We start from the raw sequence: 15741 nt of genomic DNA on the forward strand, positions 1-15741 counted from the left end.
TCCTTGGGCGAGGCTGTTCGCTAGTAAGGAAATGCCGTGACGACTTTACCGTCGTTTACGATAACGCGAATGTTTTCTAGATCCCCGCCGCCGTTCGCAGGCCCGGCCTTCCCTACAGGGAATCCAAAGTTCCACTCGTAGACTTGGCCCGGCCGGGGGGCCCCGGTTTTGGGGTCAGGGGTGTTCGGCTTAGGCGTTCCTCGGTTGATCGTGTCGATGATCCTCCGTCGAACAAGCTTCTCCTTGCCAGTGAAGATTCCTGCTTCGTCGTCAACCTCCGCGCCTCCAGGGCGGTGGCGGTCCAGGATGTGCTGCCAGTCCCCTTCGTCCAGTGCCGTCTTCCCGCAGATGCCTGCGTTGTGGACGAGAATCGGCGTGTCGCCAGCCAGCACATAGTACGTGTGGAGACTGTCGACGGTGAGGTTGTAGGTACGGGCAGTAGCGTCGTAGGGCTGGTTGGCTTGTACCCGGACGGTGGTTCCGTTAGTGCCGAGAAGGGTAGCGCCGGGACGGAGGTCCCGAGCTTTGATCCACCGGTGGGCGGTGGGGGACCAGAAGGGGTGCTCGTAAGTAGCGGTGAGAGCAGCCGAACCCTTGGGCGTGTTGATGGACAGACGGTCAAAGTGCTTGTCACCGTCAGTGACGATGAGACGGTCGACCGTCCGTGGCCCAGTACTACCGGTTACAGGGTCGGTAGCGAGGACTTCGTCGCCGACCTGGATCGTTTCAATGTTCTTGGCGGTCCCGTCGGCCATGAGGACCTTGGTGCCGGCGAGGAAACATTGAGCGCATGGCTCTTCAGTAGTGTTCTCTTCGTCTCTGGCTTCCCTGATGGCCTTCTGCAGGCCGTCACTGACGCTGTGGATGCCATCAGTGATGCCGGCGATGCCGATTCCGACGGCAGCGATGCCTGCGCCGACTGATCCGACGGAAAGCACACAGCCCAGTCCTACGGTTTCGAGGCACGAGCCGACGCCGAGCAACGCGCCGCCTATGCCTTCGAGCGCGCCAAAATTGGTCCCAAAGACACCTGCGAAGGTCTCGAGCAACCCACCTAGGATCTGTCCTCCGTTGTCTCGGAGCCCATCGAGGTAGGGACTGACCTTGTGCCACGCGGACTTCGCCCAGTCTGGAATCCAGCTGTTGTCGTCATCGTCCTTGGTGTTCTTGTCCTTCCAGTCTTCGTACACCAACCACTGGTTGGACATCTGTCGCACTTGTTTGGCAATGACGGCTTGGTAGGCATCGGCTTCCGCAGCAGCAGCGGCGTTCGCATCCTTGCCAGCGGCCGTGGCCGAGGCACGAGCCTGTCGGCCGGCTCTCCACGCAGCAGCAGCGGAGGCTGACGCCCAACTTGCCGAATTCCGTGCGGCTGTTGCGGAGTGGAGGGCGTTGGCGGCTGACTGTTCGGCGTCGGCTTGGGCCTTGCGGGCGGTGTTGGCGGATTGTGCTGCTTGGGCTGCGGAGGCGTCGGCTTCCTTGGCGTACTTCCTGGCCTGGGCCGCGTAGTCGCCAGCTTCCTTGGCGTGTTTCCTGGCCTGCTCGGCGTATCCGGCGGCTTCGGCTGCTGCCTTGGCGGCGGTGTAGGCCGCGGCGGCGGCCTGGGCGGCGTTCTTCTGGGCGTTGGCCGCGGTTTCGGCGGCGTTGGCGATGAGTTGCTGGACCTGGGAGATGTGGGTGGCGGTCAGCTGGTCCTGGCGTTGGGCCGTGTACTGGCCGGTGGTGATGAAGGCGTGCAGCAGGTCGGAGGGGCCTTCGAGGGCGATGCGGGCGGCGGAGCTGAGCTGGGTGTTCTGGCTGTTGGCCAGCTGGGCTGCGCGGACGCGTTCGTCCTGGGTGCGGGCCTGGTCTTCTCCGGTGGCGATGAACTGGGCCATCTTCTGCGGGGAGTCGGAGTCCAGGGCCGCCCGGCCTTCCTGCTGGACCACAGGGCCGCCGGCGTTGATGACCTGGGCGATGTAGACCCGCATCTGCTGCGCCATGGCCTCGTACTGGCCGGTGGACAGGAAGGTGCTGATCGCGGTGGCGTCACCGGCCAGCGCCGTGCCGGCCGCCTTACGAACCTCCGCGGAACCGGCATGCAGAGCCAGATCGTTGACCTGGTCGCGGTCGTCCTGCTGGGCGGCGAGTTTCCAGCCGGTGCGGATGTAGACCATGACGTCGGCGTCGGTGCCGGCCAGGGCGTTCTCGGCGGCGATGGCGCTCCAGGGCCTGCCGGTCTTCATGATGCCCAGGGCGACCTTGCGGACCTGCGGCACGATGTCCTTGGCGTCCGCGTCGGCGGTGTTGGCCTGGTCGCTGAGGTGCTGGGCCTGGGTGGTGAGGTCCTTGACCTGCTGGGCGGCTGTTTCCTGGGCCTTGTCCTGTCGGTCCTGCTGGGCCTTGAGGTCCTTGGCCTGGTCGATGCCGGCGTTGGTGCGGGCGGTCAGTTCCTCGGCGTCGATGCGGCGGGCGAGGTCGAAGACCTTCTTGGCCTTGTCCACCGCCGCGGTGGCGACGTCGGCGTCCTTCTGGGCCTCCTGGGCGTGGGCCTTGGCCTGGTTCGCGGCGGTGGCTGCTTCGCCGGCGTGCTGGGCTGCTTCGTCGGCGGCCTTGGCGGCTGCTTCGGCGTGCTCGGCCGCGGACTCGGCGGCGTCGTGGGCGTCGCCGGCCGCGGAGGCGGCTTCGTCGGCCAGGGCTCGGGCGGCGTCGGCGGCGCGGGCGGCTTCGCGGGCGTAGCGGTGGGCGGCGGCTGCTTCTTCGTCGGCGAGGGCGGAATGGGCTCCGGCCTGGTCGGCGTAGGAGTTGGCCTGATCGGCCGCGCTCGCCGCCGCGTCCGCGTTCGCACCGGCACTGGAAGCGGCCTTCGCCGCGGCCGACGCGTCGTGAGCGGCGACACCGGCCGCTGCGGCGGCATCGGCGGCCAGACGCGCACCCCGGGCCGCATCACGTGCTTGTTGCGCGGCTTGACGGGCGGCGGATGCCTGGTTGGCGTTGATGGCCGCGTCGGCGGCTGCGTCGCGTGCGCGGGAGGCAGCCTCGGAGGCGGCGGCGGCTGCGCTGGCGGCCTGTGAGGCGGCGTCGGCGGCGATGCGGGCCGCGGTGTTGGCCGCGGCGGCGGCGTTGATCGCGGTCTGGGCTGCTGCTGCGGCCTGGCTGGCGGCGTCGGCGGCGCGGGCTGCGTCGGCGGCGGCCTTCTGCGAGTCGTTCCTGGCAGCCTCGGTCTGCGCGGCGGCCTCCTGCGCGGCCTTGCGCGCCAGCGCCGCTGCCTTCACCGCCCGCTTGGAGGCGTCCTGCGCGGCCTGGGTCTGCTGCCGGGCGAGCTTGCCGGCTTTCTGGGCCTGGTCGGCCAGCTGCTCGATGGTGGCCCGCTCCTGGTCATGAGCGCGCGCCACGTACTGGCCGACCTGCAAGAACTCGTGGATGTCATCCGCGCTGCCGTTGATGGCCAGGCGTCCGGCGGCACGGACGTTGGGCCCGCCGGCGTTGATGATCTGCGCGGTCAGCACCCGCTCGTCCTGCTCGCGCATGTCGAACTGACCGTTGGCCAGGAATGCCTTGATGTCGTCCGGCGTGCCGTTGAGCGCGGTCTCGCCGGCCTTCTTCACCTCCGGCCCGCCCGCGTCGATGATCTGCGCGACCTTGACGCGCTGGTCCTGCTCGAGGGGGGCTTTCCAGCCGTCCTTGAGGAAGGCTTCCAGCGCCTGGGGGGTGTCGCTGTCCAGGGCGGCGCGGGCGGCTTCCTGCAGGTTGGTGCCGCCGATGCTGGCGACCTGGGCGGCGGTGACACGCTCGTCCTGGAACTGCAGGTCGGACGCCTCGGCCAGGAACTTCCTGACATCGTCGTCGCTGCCGGCCACCGCGACCTCGGCGGCGGCCCGCACCCCGGGCCCGCCGGTCTCCCACAGCTTGACGACCTTGCCCCGGTCGGTGTCGGTGAGCGTACCGGTGGTTTCCCCCGCCACCGGTGCGCTCCCCTCCGCCACGGCGCGGGACGGGGACGGCCCGAGCAGCCCCAGCACCATGGCCGAGGGCAGGACCCCCAGACACAGCAGGCGCAACCCCGCTGTGCTGACTGTGCGTTTGTTACGTCTCAACGTTCAACCTCACTTCCGTTTCACGTCAGTTGTCAGTCCCGGCCCCGTATGGTCACTGCTTGGGGGTCAGGACGGTCTCGTCGTGGGTGCCCTTGGCGTCGACGCCGGTGAACAGGGACAGGTGGCCGTCGCTCCAGCGGACCAGCACGTCGTCGGACACGTTGTTGTCGCCGAAGGCGCCGGCGGCGACCACGGTGGCCTGGGCCCAGCGCGACTTGGGCAGGGCGATCCGGTCCTCGGCGGGCAGCCGGCTGGTGGTCATGCCGGGGTAGATGGTGGTCTCGCCGTCCTTCCAGCGCACCAGCACGTCATCGGTGGCCTTGCCGGTGAACTGGCCGGTGGTGAGCTGGTCGGCGTAGGGCCAGGTGGTGGTGTTGGGCTTGACGATCTCGGTCTGCTTGTTCAGGCCGTTGGCGGCCAGGTCCGTGAAGGCGGAGACATTGCCGTCCTTCCACACCACCATCAGGTCATCGCTCTTGCCGCCTGTGGTGAACTTTCCGGCGGTCATCAGGCGGGCGTCGTTCTGCCAGACGGGGGTCTTGGGCTTGGCCAGCTGCTTCTCGCCGTGGAAACCCTTGGCGTCGACGGTGGTGTACTGGGTCATCTCCCCGTCCACCCAGCGCACCACCAGACCATCGGTGGCACCCCCGTTGAAGTTCGCCCGGGAGATGTTGAGCGCCTTGGCCCAGATGCTCTTGGGCTTGGCCAGCTGGTACTCCGCGGAGAACGGGTGCGCGGGATCGTTGTTGTCACCGCCCTGGTAGAGAGTGACCTCACCGTCGTTCCAGCGGACCACCAGGTCCATGTGCCGGGTCCCGGCCGCCGACCCACCGGTGTAGTAACCGGCTGTCATCTGCTGCGCGTTCACCCAGGGAGCCTTGGCGAAAGTGGTGCTGTACGAGATCTGCCCCACCCAGCCGGCGATGTCGTCCACCCGCGCGTCCACCGCACCGGTACGCGTCTCGGACGCGTCCGTGCCCAGGCAGCCGCCCTGCCACGACAAACTGTGCACCGCAACGACCTGAGCCCGGCCATCAACGGTACGCAGCGCGGGACCACCGGTGTCGCCCTTGCAGATCGCACCCCCACCGCTGGCAGCGGCCAGGTTGATAGTGGTGCCGCCGACCGCACCGACGGTGAACGGCGCGGTGTGAGCCTGGCCGGGAACCCACTCGGAGCTGGTGCGGCCGAAGCCGACGGCCTGCACCTCATCACCCGTGGCCGGAGCCGTCGTGGCGACGGTGGCGGGAGTGATGCCGGTGACTGGGGCGGCCAGGCGGGCCATGACCACATCACGGTCCGAGCGCGGGACCACCTCGGTCACCTGCTGCTGCACGCCGCCGGCGAAGGTGGCGGTGGTCTTCAGCTTCGGCGCCCCCGCCTGGACGTGGTAGCCCTGCGACGGGGTGTCGGCGAAGCAGCTCGCGGCGGTCAGCAGCCACTGCGGAGCCACCAACGTACCCGAACAGCCCTCCTGCCCACCGACGTTGAGCGAAGCGGTGGATGCCGCGGAGGCATCCGTGGCCTGCGGGCCGCTGACCGCGTCCGCCGGAGCGGCGGTCACAGCGGCAGCGGTCAGCGTCGCCGCGGCAAGGCCGGTGGTCCACGCAGTACGTGAACGCATGACAGACATAGGTGATACCTCAAAGAGTCGAGCGCGAGGAGTGGGCGCGTGCCGTCCCCGCGGGGATGTGACAGGTTGTGGTCGGCGTGGTGCGTCAGCCGGTGACTCGGATCTCGACCAGCACCGCGGGCGCACCGCCGGCCACGCCCTCGCCGACGCTCTGGTAGCCGTTCTTGTCCACGCTGACGGTCGTCGCCGGGGCCTGCTGGTTGCCCTGCGGGGTCAGACGGGCGCTGATCGGGTGGTCGTCGGTCTCCAGCGCGAAAACCCGCGGCAGCTCCAGCGTCAGATACCCGTTCTTCGCGGTCGCCTTGAAGCAGTAGGCACCCTGCTGATTGGCCGTCGAGCTCTTGACGGTGAGGACCTTGATCTGCTGGGCGGAAGCGTCGCAGTCGGCCAGCATGATGTGGCCGTCGCCCTTGATGAGCTTGATGCCCTTGACCTGCTGGATCTTTGCCGCGTTCGGGTAGGAGAAGTCCTCCACCGCCGACGGCGGAACGTCGCTCCCCGGAGCGGCAGAAGCCGACGGCGACGGGGACGGCGCCGGGTCGGCGGAGGCCAGCGTCGGCACGCCTACCAACGCGGCACAAGCGGCAACACCAGCCGCAACGAGCAGCTTTCGGGCACGGGATATCACGTAGCAGCACCCCTTGGTCACACGGGGGCCAGGCAGCACACACCCACCCCCGCATGGATGTAATGGGAAAATAAATGCGGCGCGAACATATCGGGCGAGAAGCCGCAACCGCAAAGTGACCAAAGCCACAGCAGACACATAGGTATCGCTGACGAGACGCATAGCTGCTGCTCACGCCCCTCTCAACGGCAGGTCGCCGCCAGATACCACCGAGCGCCGAAGTAGTGGACGACCGAAGGAAGTTACTGCAGCTCAAGCGACACCGCACACGACAACCGCCCACCCAGGCCAACAACGGGGCAACCGTCGGGCCCCTTGTTGGCACCTGGGAACCGGAGGCTGACCAGCATCCTGCGTCTGGTCGCATCACCCGACATCAAATTTCGGACATCGGCCGAAATCTGGTTCCCAGGCACAAGTTCTTCACAGGTAGGATGCCTGCGACGCGCCAGCAGCTACTCCTTGGGCCGCGGCAGGGCATACCCCCAGTCACACGTTCCGCTGACCGCCGGCATGGCGTTCGCGGCCACGAACTGGGCCTTACCTCTGCTGTCCGGAGGCGGCACGGTCCACCGCTCTGACCAAGCGGTAGGGGCCAGGCCAGTGAGCACGCATCAGCAGGCCCCGTTCAACCGGTGGCTCAGGTGATGTCCGCAAGGCACCTCGTGTTCGGCCACCCCGTGGAACCCGGAGCGCGCGTCTGCTGGTCCCCGCCCGCCGGCGGGGACGTAATCCTTGCCTGGGGGGTTGTTCCATGTCCTACGGTGCTGTCGGCAGACCGGTCGGCGGTCCTGTGCTGCGTTCGGTCTCGGGACTGGCAGCCGCGGTTTCGGTGCTGCTGGGTGTCGCCGCCGCGGTTGATGTCTTCGCGATGTGGGCGGACGCCGCCCTGTACAACCACATCGGCACGTTGCTGACCAGCGGTACCGACCAGGTCGTCCACGACGCGCACGTCCTCGACGTCGCCGGGAAGGCACAGATCGGTGCGGTCCTGATCACCGGGGTCGTCTTCATCGTCTGGTTCCACCGGGTACGCGTCAACGCCGAGTACTTCTCCCAGGCCGTGTGCACCATGGGGCGCGGCTGGGCCATCGGCGCCTGGTTCGTCCCCGTCGGAAACCTGTGGCTGCCCTACCGTGTCGCCAAGGAGGTCTGGGACGCCAGCGCCCAGTCCACCCCCGACGGCTCCTGGCGCCACGTCTCCAAGGCCCCGGTCACCGCCTGGTGGACGCTGACCATCGCCTCCTCCATCGTCGCCCGGGTCGGCTCCAGCCTCACCCGCTCCGCGACCACCGTCGACGGACTGCGCCACTCGGTGGCCCTCACCGGACTCGGCGACCTCCTCAACACCGTGGCGGCCGTCCTGGCCATCGTCTTCGTCCGCAAACTCACCCGCATGCAACAAGCACCGCACACCGCTCTTCCCGAAGCCCTCACCTGACCACAGGCACGGCCAACAGCACGCGCCCGGAGCCACTGCCTCACAACGTCCTTGCAGCACACCAGCGATGCGGAGAATGGCGTTCGTCGGGGCGTCAGCAACCCGGGCCCATGACGCACCGCTTCTCAGCGCGACGCCGCTGAGAGCGAGACGCCGGCACGCGGTGGATGCCCGGCTCCGGACGCGCCAGTGTGGCGCGGGACGATATCGCTCACGGTCCGGCTGTTCCTTCCCGCAGTGACCTCCACCGCTGTCGTCCAAGCACTCGACGGGTCCGTGCCGATGAGCGCCACGCCCTGCGGGCGGAGCGTACGACCGCGCAGGTCGTCGGCCAGGGAGTGCAGTCGGGCCGGCTGCGGACGATGACGGCGAAAGGGGAACCCGGCGCGCGGCGTGTGAGGTACGTCACTGGAAGGCGGGCCGAGGTCCAGACAGCTCATAGAGGTGAGCATTGACATGCGTGCCCGACTACGGGCCGGGGAGCCGGCCGCGTTCGCCGAGTTGTTCGACGTTTACGCCCGCGGCGTGTACAACCACGCTTTCCGTCTGACCGCCAACTGGTCGACGGCCGAGGACGTCATGGCCACGACCTTCATGGAGGCGTGGCGGCTTCGCGACAGGATCGACGCCGAGGGCGGTTCACTGCGGCCCTGGCTGCTGGGCATCGCCACCAACACCGCACGCAACCAGATACGCAGCAACCGCAGCTACCGCCGGGCAGCGGTGGCCACAGCGGCGGCCGAACTGCCCGTTGTGGACCACGCCGACGAGGTCGCGACGCACATCGACGACCAGCGCAGGCTGGCGGCGGTCCTTCGGGCGCTCGGATCGTTGCGCAGGGCCGAGCGGGAGGTCGTCGCCCCCTGTCTGGGGGAAGGGCTCGACTACGAGGCGGCGGCGAAGGCGCTGGGGATCCCGGTGGGCACAGTCGCGTCCCGGCTCTCCAGGGCCCGCAAAAAACTCCGGTCCCTGACGGAGGCCGAGTTCGCACAGCACGGCGACGCCGCGACGGCCGACCGGCACGTGCCAAGCGGCCCCGTCCGGCCCGCGCCGCGGACCCGAAGCGTGGACGCAGCCGAAAAAGTCCGGAGCAGACGGGAAGCCGGGGCGGCCGACAGACAGATACCAGGTGACCGCGTCAAGACCGTCCGGCCCGCACAGGAAGGAAACCGATGAGCGCGAACACGCCCCGGCAGAGCCCGGGCGCTCCGAAGGAAACCGTCGCAGGGCTGCTGTCCCGCACTGCGCGTGACCTGCCGACGGGCCGCCACGAGCACCACAAGGAGCGTCTGATGGCACACATCGAGCAGGCACATCACACGCAGGAGACTGCCTCCAGCACCCCGAAGACGCGACGGCTCCGGCTGCCCCGCCCGGCCGTCACACTGCCCGCCCTGGCCGCGGCCGTGGCCGCTGCCGTCATCGCCGTCCCGGCGATGACCAGCGGCGGCGGAAACGGCCTCGCCACCGGACCGGCCCTGACCACACAGATCGGCGCCGCGAACCCGCACGGGGTCACCCAGCTGCTCGACCAGGTCTCCCTGGTCGCGGCACGGGACGACCACCCGACCGTCAAGGCGGGCCAGTACGTGTACATCGAGTCCAAGACGGCCGACACCTTCGTCAAGACCGTCGACGGCAAGAGCCGCCTCGCCAGCCACGAGCTGCACAAGCGCCAGGTGTGGCACTCGCCCGACGGAACCAAGGGGTGGCTGATCGACCCCACCGTCACCGACAGCCCCGAGGGGGAGACCCTCAGCCTCCCCGACGAGCGGGGCAACACCCCCGTCGCCTACCTCAACAACCCCTCCTACAACTACCTGACCAAGCTGCCCACCGACCCCGACACGCTCCTCGCCAAGATCTACAAGGAGACCAAGGGACACGGCAACTCCCCGGACCAGGAGGCGTTCACCACGATCGGTGACCTCCTCGGCGAGAGCTATCCGCCGCCCGCCCTGACCAAGGCACTGTTCAAGGCCGCCGCGAAGATCCCCGGCGTCGTCACCGTGAACGACGCCGTCGACGCCGTCGGCCGACACGGCGTGGCGGTCGCCCGGCTGGACGGCAAGAGCGGCCAGCGCGAGGAATGGATCTTCGACAAGAACACCCACGTCTTCCTCGGCACACGCATCGTCCAGGTGAGCAAGACCGGCGGCCCGGAAGACATCATGAAGCCCGGCACCATCCTGTTCACCAGCGCCGTCACCCAGCGGACCATCGTCAACGCCATCAAGCAGGTCCCCTCCAAGGACAGCTGACACGCGTCCAGAACCGCGAAGTTGCGGAGCTGCTCGGGGAACGTCCCTGGGCAGCTCCCCGCGTTCCTGCGGCCGATCAGCTTCCGGCATGCCCTCGCGGGGATGAACCCCGCAGGTCCTCGGGCTCGTAGCAGCATATGCAGCGTTGACATAGGGCCGGACGGGCATCGCCTGGCCGGACATGGTCTGCTCGTCGATCTACGACCCCAACAGGAGCAACCCGTACCAGCAGTGGGTGTCCACCTACTCCGGGTCGCAGGCGGACACCATCCGTCAGATCGCAACGGGCAACTGCCTGTACCTGGGACCGAGCGGCAGCATTCTCTCGTCGAGCTTCGCATGCGGAGCCACCGACGAGGGAGCCACCACCGCGCCGGCCACTGCCAGCCGCCAGAGACCCGCCCACCGGCCCATGGCGGTGGAGGTGGCGCCCAGGGCGATGGCGATGACGACGGCCATGAGGGCGGTGAGGGTGCTGTGCATCAATAAAGGGACGACGCGCGGAAGGAGCCCGATGCGGGCGCCCGGCCGCTTCAAATGCAGCGTACCTGCCTCAGTGGGTGACCGGTCGGCCGATTGATGTCAGCGCGGTGGACACCGTCCTGTCCAGGGCCTTGGCATCGGCACCGGCGCGCGAGCACAGGCTGACACCGTGGACGAGCAAGGCCAGCAAAGTCGACCCCCGATCCCGGATCTGCTCCGGCGGCTGCCCTCGCACCTCAGCCATGACGAGCGCCGGGGGCGTGGGTCCGGGCGGCGTTGCCGCGACCGGCAGGGGCTACCCCGGCTGCAGCGCCCAGTGCCGGGAACACGCCCGGCAGCGGGACGCGGCGGCCGGCCCGGTACACACGCTCCGCCCGCAAGGCACCGACTCCAGCGAACGACTCGGCCGGCGACGACGGGTCACCGAACACCCCCAGTCCTGGCCGACCGGCTGCCGCCGACTCAACCACCGTTACGAACGCAACCCGGGAAACCACCTGACCTTTCCCGGACCCGTCGCAGCCGTCCGCTGTGACGAACAACTTCTCGGACTCACCACACAGGGCACGGTCTTATTGCCTCAGATCGCCGAGATTTCGAGTGGGTTCATGTAGTCGCGGAACCGGGTCACCTGACCGTCTTGCCGTGTGATGAACCAGACGTAACTCAGGTCGACCGGCGAACCGTCTGTGGAGCGGTGGTGGCGGGCGACGGCCTCGACGATCAGTTCGTCCCCGGCCTCGTAGGCCCGGACTTCCGTCAGGGAGCCGTAGCGCAGCAGACCGCCGTCGAGCAGGCCGCGCATGAAGGCCTCGATCTCCTGGCGGTTCTCGAGACGCACCGGGCCGTTGGGCGTGAAGGGAATCTCGTAGAGCGCGTCCGGAGCGAAGATCGAGGTGAAGCCGTCGAGGTCACCGGCCCACAGTGAGGCGAGTGCGCGTGCAAACCACTGCGGGAGGGTGGATGATGCGGTCATGATGTCTCCAGGAAAATCTCGAACCAGTGCGCTCCGATCAACATAACACCGTTACGGACCGACAGTCCGAAAATAGAGGAGCGAGGCGCGGCCGTCCTTCGACCTCGCCCGCCGTCGTGCTTGCCGCCGCGGACGAGCTCTTCGCACGGGCCGACCGGCGCGACGTCACCATCGACGACATCGCGGCAGCGGCAAGTGTCGGCAAAGGGACGATTTTTCGGCTCTTCGGTAGTCGCGACGGTCTCCTGGACACACTGTGGGCGACCAAAGCCGATGATCTGCGGGATCAGGCAGAAAACGGTCCTCCACCGCTCGGGCCCGGAGCCCCTGCCCGGGACCGGGCCGTGGCCTTCCTCGATGCGGTGCTCTCTTTCAAGCTCGACAACCGCAACCTGCTTCGAGCCCGGGAAGTCGCCACACCAGGACTGCTGCAAAGCGAACAATACCGGTGGATGCGGGACCTGTTGACGCAGATCGTGTCGGAAGCCAAGCCCGCCCTGACGGCCGAGGACGCCGAATACCTCGCACACGCCCTGCTGGCAGCCGTCCACATCGACCTCGTCGAGGAGCTTCTGGCCTCCGGACGGACGCCCTCCGCCATACGCCGCATCCAACGAGCCCACGTACTGGCTGTGTTGAGCAGCCAGCTCGACTGAGCCCCCCTGGACAGCCCTCGCATCCCCCTGCGCTCCCCTCCTCGTCCCGCACCGGCCTGGCCGCCACAGCCTGCGGGCGACCGCGAGAGCGGCAACAGAGGGTGGAGCGGCGGAACTTCGTCGATGCACGGGAAGGCGCGCACCGGCGAAGGCAGGGGGTGTGAGTGAAGGGGCGGAGGGGCGTGGAAAGGAAACCTGCTCGGCACTCGTTCGCTCGCACTACGCTTTGGACGTTGTTTCAGGTGGCGACGAGCCGGAGGCGTGAGCGTACGAAGGGCCCGGTGAGAAACACGAGGAGGGTGAAGGCCGTCAGCCTTTGCAGCCCTGACTGGGTGGACAGGGTGGTGTGCTGGATGCCGTATGTCGCGTACCAGTTAGCGGCCAGATCGGTTGCCATGATGCCGCAGGTCAGGTCCACTCCGACTCGCTTACCGCACACCAGAAGCGCCGCTGCCAGAGAGTCGAAGATCGTCAGGGACGACCAGAACAGGTTCAGCCACTGCGGAGCCCACGGGTAAGGGTGCAGGCCGCTCCGGAAGAGGGCTGCGACGTGCGACGCGGCGCCAACGAAGACCAGGACGATGACGTACAGCACGATCAGTCCCACTGCCCACCATGGGGTCTGGCGTATCCATCCGATCACACCGCTGAGCATGCCAGGACCGCTGATGCCGCTGCGCGTCATCTGGCGAGTCGACGGTAGCCGATGGGGGCTGCGGCCAGCCGGGCGAAGGCGCGCTCGACCACCCACCGCACCTCGCCCAGTCCTGGGCCGTGGGCGACACCGCGTCGGGCGATCACCGGCTTGACGCCGCACGTCCACAGCAGGCGGCGGTACTTGTCGACGTCGTAGCCCCAATCGGCGTACAGCCGCCGATTGGGGCGCTGCGAAGCCCTCCACCCAGCGTGATTTTCCAGTCCCTGTGACCGTCGATCACTGATACGGGTGACGGTGCGGGCGATGAACCTCGGGTCCCCTGTGCGTCGGGGCTTCTGAGGGGGATGGCCGCAGGGAGCGGGCAGCCGTGTTGGAGGTGGTGAAGCTGCTGAGGAAGTTCATGGCCTCCTCAGCGGGGCTTCCGGGCGGGGCCGTGTAGATGACGAGGAGGTGGTGGGCGGCGCCGGGGACTTGGAAGGTCTCGTAGTTCAGCGTCACGTCTCCGACGGTGGGGTGCCGGAAGCGCTTGGGTCCGTGGGTCTTCTCGTGAACGTGGTGGCTGGCCCACAGCTTGGGGAAGGTCTCGCTGCCCAGTGACAGTTCGCCGACCAGGCGCACGAGTTCCGCGTCGTGCGGTTGGCGCCCCGCGGCCATGCGCAGGATGCCGACCGTGGTGTGTGCGGCTTCGTCCCAGTCGAGGTGGATCTGTCGCGCGTGCGGGTCCAGGAAGATCCGGCGGGCCATGTTCCGCTCGCGGGGCGCGAGGTTGGGGAAGTCGGCGATCAGTGTGGCTGCCAGTCGGTTCCAGGCCAGGACGTCGTTGCGATCGTTCATGATCACGGCGGGTGCGGTGGGGATGGCCTCGACGGCGTGTCGCAGGGCGGAACGCAGCACGTCACCCCGTGTGGTGGCCGCTGTCGTCGCGCCGGCGCGGCGGGGTGGTCGGGCGAGGTCGCGCAGATGGGCGCGTTCGGCGGACCCAAGCCTCAGTGCCCTGCTGAGTGCGTCAAGGACCTCGTCTGAGGGGTGTTGGGCGCGTCCCTGCTCCAGGCGTACGTAGTAGTCGGTGCTGAGCCCGACCAGTTCGGCGACCTCTTCGCGTCGCAGGCCGGGTACGCGGCGGCGGCCGGTCGGCGGCAGGCCCACGTCCGCCGGTGACACCAGAGCCCGCCGGGCGCGGAGGTAGTCGCCGAGGCTGTTGGCGATCATGCTGGTGTCGGCCATGCGTTCCAGTATGGGGGGTGTCTGCTGGGGTGCGGCGGCCGGATGGTGGCACTGTCAGTCCCAGGGAACCGCGTTCTCTTCATCCACCGGTGGCCCTCGCGAACGATCGAGGGCATGCCCACTTCTTCGTCTCTCGACGGCTCACTCCGACCCGGCCCGGACCGCTCCCGGCCGAGCGGCTCCCCAACCGTCCCGTCGCCCGGACCGGCCCAGGAACCGCCTGCACGCGACAGCGGGCGCGGCTACTGGCCCACGGCGGTCGCGGTAGCGTCCGCCGGCATGATGCTGCCGTTCTCGGTGACCGGGGCCGCGATGGCCCTGCCGAGCATGGCGGCGCACCTGGGCTCCTCGGCCGGTGCCGGGCAGTGGATGCTCAATGCCTTCAACATCACCTTCGCCGCCGTGCCGCTCGCAGCCGGTGGTCTCGCGGACCGGTTCGGCAGACGCCGCGTGCTGTTGACCGGCATCGCACTGGTCGGTGTGGTCTCCCTGCTGGTCGCGCTGGCGCCTTCGATGGCCTTGGTCGATGTGGCCAGGGCGGTCCAGGGTTGCGGGGCGGCGGCCGTGTTGTCCTCGGGGGCGGCGGTGCTGGCCCACTCCACTTCCGGGCGGCGCCGGCAGTTGGCCTTCGGGTTCCTCGGTACCTCCTTCGGTACGGGGTTGGCGATCGGACCACTGGTCGCCGGGGCCCTGGTCGAAGCGGCCGGCTGGCGGTCGGTGTTCATCCTTGTCGCGGCTATGTCCATGCCCGCATGGCTGTGCGCGACCCGGGCTCCGGAATCCCGCAACCCCGATCAGCCTGCTCTTGACGCGGCCGGGCTGGTCACCTTCACCGCCGGGCTGGCCTGCTTGTCCTTCGCTTTCGTGCGGGCTGGAGCCGCGGGCTGGAGCGCGCCGGGCACCCTGCTGCCGCTCGCCGCGGCCGTGGCGTTCGTCGCGCTGTTCGCCGTGGTGGAGGTCCGCCTGGGCGACCGTGCGGTGTTCGACGTCCGCCTGTTCCGCAGGCCCGAGTTGGTCGCGGTGGTGTGCCAGCCCTTCACCGTCACCCTCGGCTTCGTCATCCTGCTGGTGTACCTGCCCGCGTATCTCCAGGGCGTCGCCGACCGCTCGATCGTGGCCAGCGGCCTGCTCCTGCTGCCGATGACCGCCCCCGTCCTGCTCCTTCCGCTCGCCGCCGGCCATCTGGCCGCGCGCACCTCCGTGCGAGCGGTACTGACCGGCGCATCCGCACTGATCGTGGTCTGCGCCCTGCTCCTGACGACCCTGCGCAGTGACGGATCATGGCCGGCGCTGGCGCTTCCACTGCTGCCCCTCGGCGCCGGCGTGGGTCTGGCGTTCGGAGTCATGGACAACGCCGCCGTCAGCACCGTACCCGTCGAGAACGCCGGAGCCGCGGCAGGCATCTTCAACACGATGCGCAGCACCGGCGAATCCGTAGCCGTCGCCGGCGCCGCGGCCCTGCTCACCACCCTCACCGCCGCCCAGTTGCACGGCAGCCACCTCCCCTCCGATTCCGCGACCCGAATCGCCGCGCAGGCCGTCCAAGGCCAGGTGCCCGCAGCACATCACGCCGCCCTGGCCGCGGGCTTCACCCACGCCTTCCACACCCTCGGCCTCCTCCTCGCGGCCCTGTCCACACTAGGCGCGCTCCTCACCTACTTCACGCTCGCCCCGCAGCGCTCCCGACGGCCGGAATGACATCCGT

The 15741-nt window shown here is 68.7% G+C and carries 12 protein-coding genes and 1 pseudogene; 5 read left to right on the plus strand and 8 right to left on the minus strand.

What is annotated here, in order from left to right; all coding sequences use genetic code 11:
- Positions 1 to 20: 20 nt before the first annotated feature.
- From SCATT_RS02205 to SCATT_RS02215, 3 genes are all read right to left on the minus strand, one after another.
- Positions 21 to 3944 (minus strand): polymorphic toxin-type HINT domain-containing protein, encoded by a 3924-nt coding sequence (locus SCATT_RS02205; protein WP_161271872.1) that lies wholly within the window; start codon positions 3942 to 3944, stop codon positions 21 to 23.
- Positions 3945 to 4128: 184 nt separating this feature from the next.
- Positions 4129 to 5700, minus strand: coding sequence for a S1 family peptidase (locus SCATT_RS02210; RefSeq protein ID WP_014141255.1), 1572 nt, complete (start codon positions 5698 to 5700; stop codon positions 4129 to 4131).
- A 94-nt stretch (positions 5701 to 5794) separates the two neighbouring features.
- Complete coding sequence (locus tag SCATT_RS02215; protein WP_014627336.1) at positions 5795 to 6271, minus strand: hypothetical protein; 477 nt, start codon at positions 6269 to 6271, stop codon at positions 5795 to 5797.
- Between the two features lie 820 nt (positions 6272 to 7091).
- Between SCATT_RS02215 and SCATT_RS02220 the strand changes: the two genes are divergently transcribed.
- The 3 genes from SCATT_RS02220 to SCATT_RS02230 all read left to right on the plus strand — a co-directional run bounded on the left by SCATT_RS02220 (position 7092) and on the right by SCATT_RS02230 (position 10039).
- Positions 7092 to 7778 carry a DUF4328 domain-containing protein gene (locus SCATT_RS02220; protein WP_014141257.1) on the plus strand — a complete coding sequence of 229 codons (687 nt, stop codon included), beginning with the start codon at positions 7092 to 7094 and terminating at the stop codon, positions 7776 to 7778.
- A gap of 456 nt (positions 7779 to 8234) precedes the next feature.
- A complete protein-coding gene (locus SCATT_RS02225) occupies positions 8235 to 8954 on the plus strand; it encodes an RNA polymerase sigma factor (RefSeq protein WP_014141259.1) in 720 nt (239 codons plus the stop codon).
- Positions 8951 to 10039 (plus strand): CU044_5270 family protein, encoded by a 1089-nt coding sequence (locus tag SCATT_RS02230; protein WP_014141260.1) that lies wholly within the window; start codon positions 8951 to 8953, stop codon positions 10037 to 10039. The genes SCATT_RS02225 and SCATT_RS02230 overlap by 4 nt, the downstream gene beginning before the upstream one ends.
- A gap of 273 nt (positions 10040 to 10312) precedes the next feature.
- Here the strand turns inward: SCATT_RS02230 and SCATT_RS02235 are convergent, their stop codons facing one another.
- Together SCATT_RS02235 and SCATT_RS02240 are read right to left on the minus strand one after the other, a co-directional pair.
- Complete coding sequence (locus SCATT_RS02235) at positions 10313 to 10522, minus strand: hypothetical protein (RefSeq protein ID WP_014141262.1); 210 nt, start codon at positions 10520 to 10522, stop codon at positions 10313 to 10315.
- Between the two features lie 580 nt (positions 10523 to 11102).
- Positions 11103 to 11498 (minus strand): nuclear transport factor 2 family protein, encoded by a 396-nt coding sequence (locus SCATT_RS02240; protein WP_014141265.1) that lies wholly within the window; start codon positions 11496 to 11498, stop codon positions 11103 to 11105.
- Positions 11499 to 11614: 116 nt separating this feature from the next.
- Between SCATT_RS02240 and SCATT_RS02245 the strand changes: the two genes are divergently transcribed.
- On the plus strand, positions 11615 to 12154 hold the full coding sequence (locus SCATT_RS02245) for a TetR/AcrR family transcriptional regulator (protein ID WP_042507550.1): 540 nt from the start codon (positions 11615 to 11617) through the stop codon (positions 12152 to 12154).
- 238 nt (positions 12155 to 12392) lie between these two features.
- Here the strand turns inward: SCATT_RS02245 and SCATT_RS02250 are convergent, their stop codons facing one another.
- The 3 genes and pseudogenes from SCATT_RS02250 to SCATT_RS02255 all read right to left on the minus strand — a co-directional run bounded on the left by SCATT_RS02250 (position 12393) and on the right by SCATT_RS02255 (position 14036).
- A complete protein-coding gene (locus tag SCATT_RS02250; protein ID WP_014141267.1) occupies positions 12393 to 12839 on the minus strand; it encodes a hypothetical protein in 447 nt (148 codons plus the stop codon).
- A gap of 29 nt (positions 12840 to 12868) precedes the next feature.
- Positions 12869 to 13051: pseudogene (locus SCATT_RS37845) on the minus strand (IS5/IS1182 family transposase); the annotation flags it as partial.
- Positions 13052 to 13088: 37 nt separating this feature from the next.
- Positions 13089 to 14036 carry a helix-turn-helix transcriptional regulator gene (locus tag SCATT_RS02255; RefSeq protein ID WP_014141268.1) on the minus strand — a complete coding sequence of 316 codons (948 nt, stop codon included), beginning with the start codon at positions 14034 to 14036 and terminating at the stop codon, positions 13089 to 13091.
- Between the two features lie 279 nt (positions 14037 to 14315).
- On the opposite strand from SCATT_RS02255, the gene SCATT_RS02260 reads away from it, so the two are divergent.
- Positions 14316 to 15734 (plus strand): MFS transporter, encoded by a 1419-nt coding sequence (locus tag SCATT_RS02260; RefSeq protein ID WP_014141269.1) that lies wholly within the window; start codon positions 14316 to 14318, stop codon positions 15732 to 15734.
- Positions 15735 to 15741: the final 7 nt, after the last annotated feature.

The organism is Streptantibioticus cattleyicolor NRRL 8057 = DSM 46488 (assembly GCF_000240165.1).
Taxonomy (GTDB): Bacteria; Actinomycetota; Actinomycetes; order Streptomycetales; family Streptomycetaceae; genus Streptantibioticus; species Streptantibioticus cattleyicolor.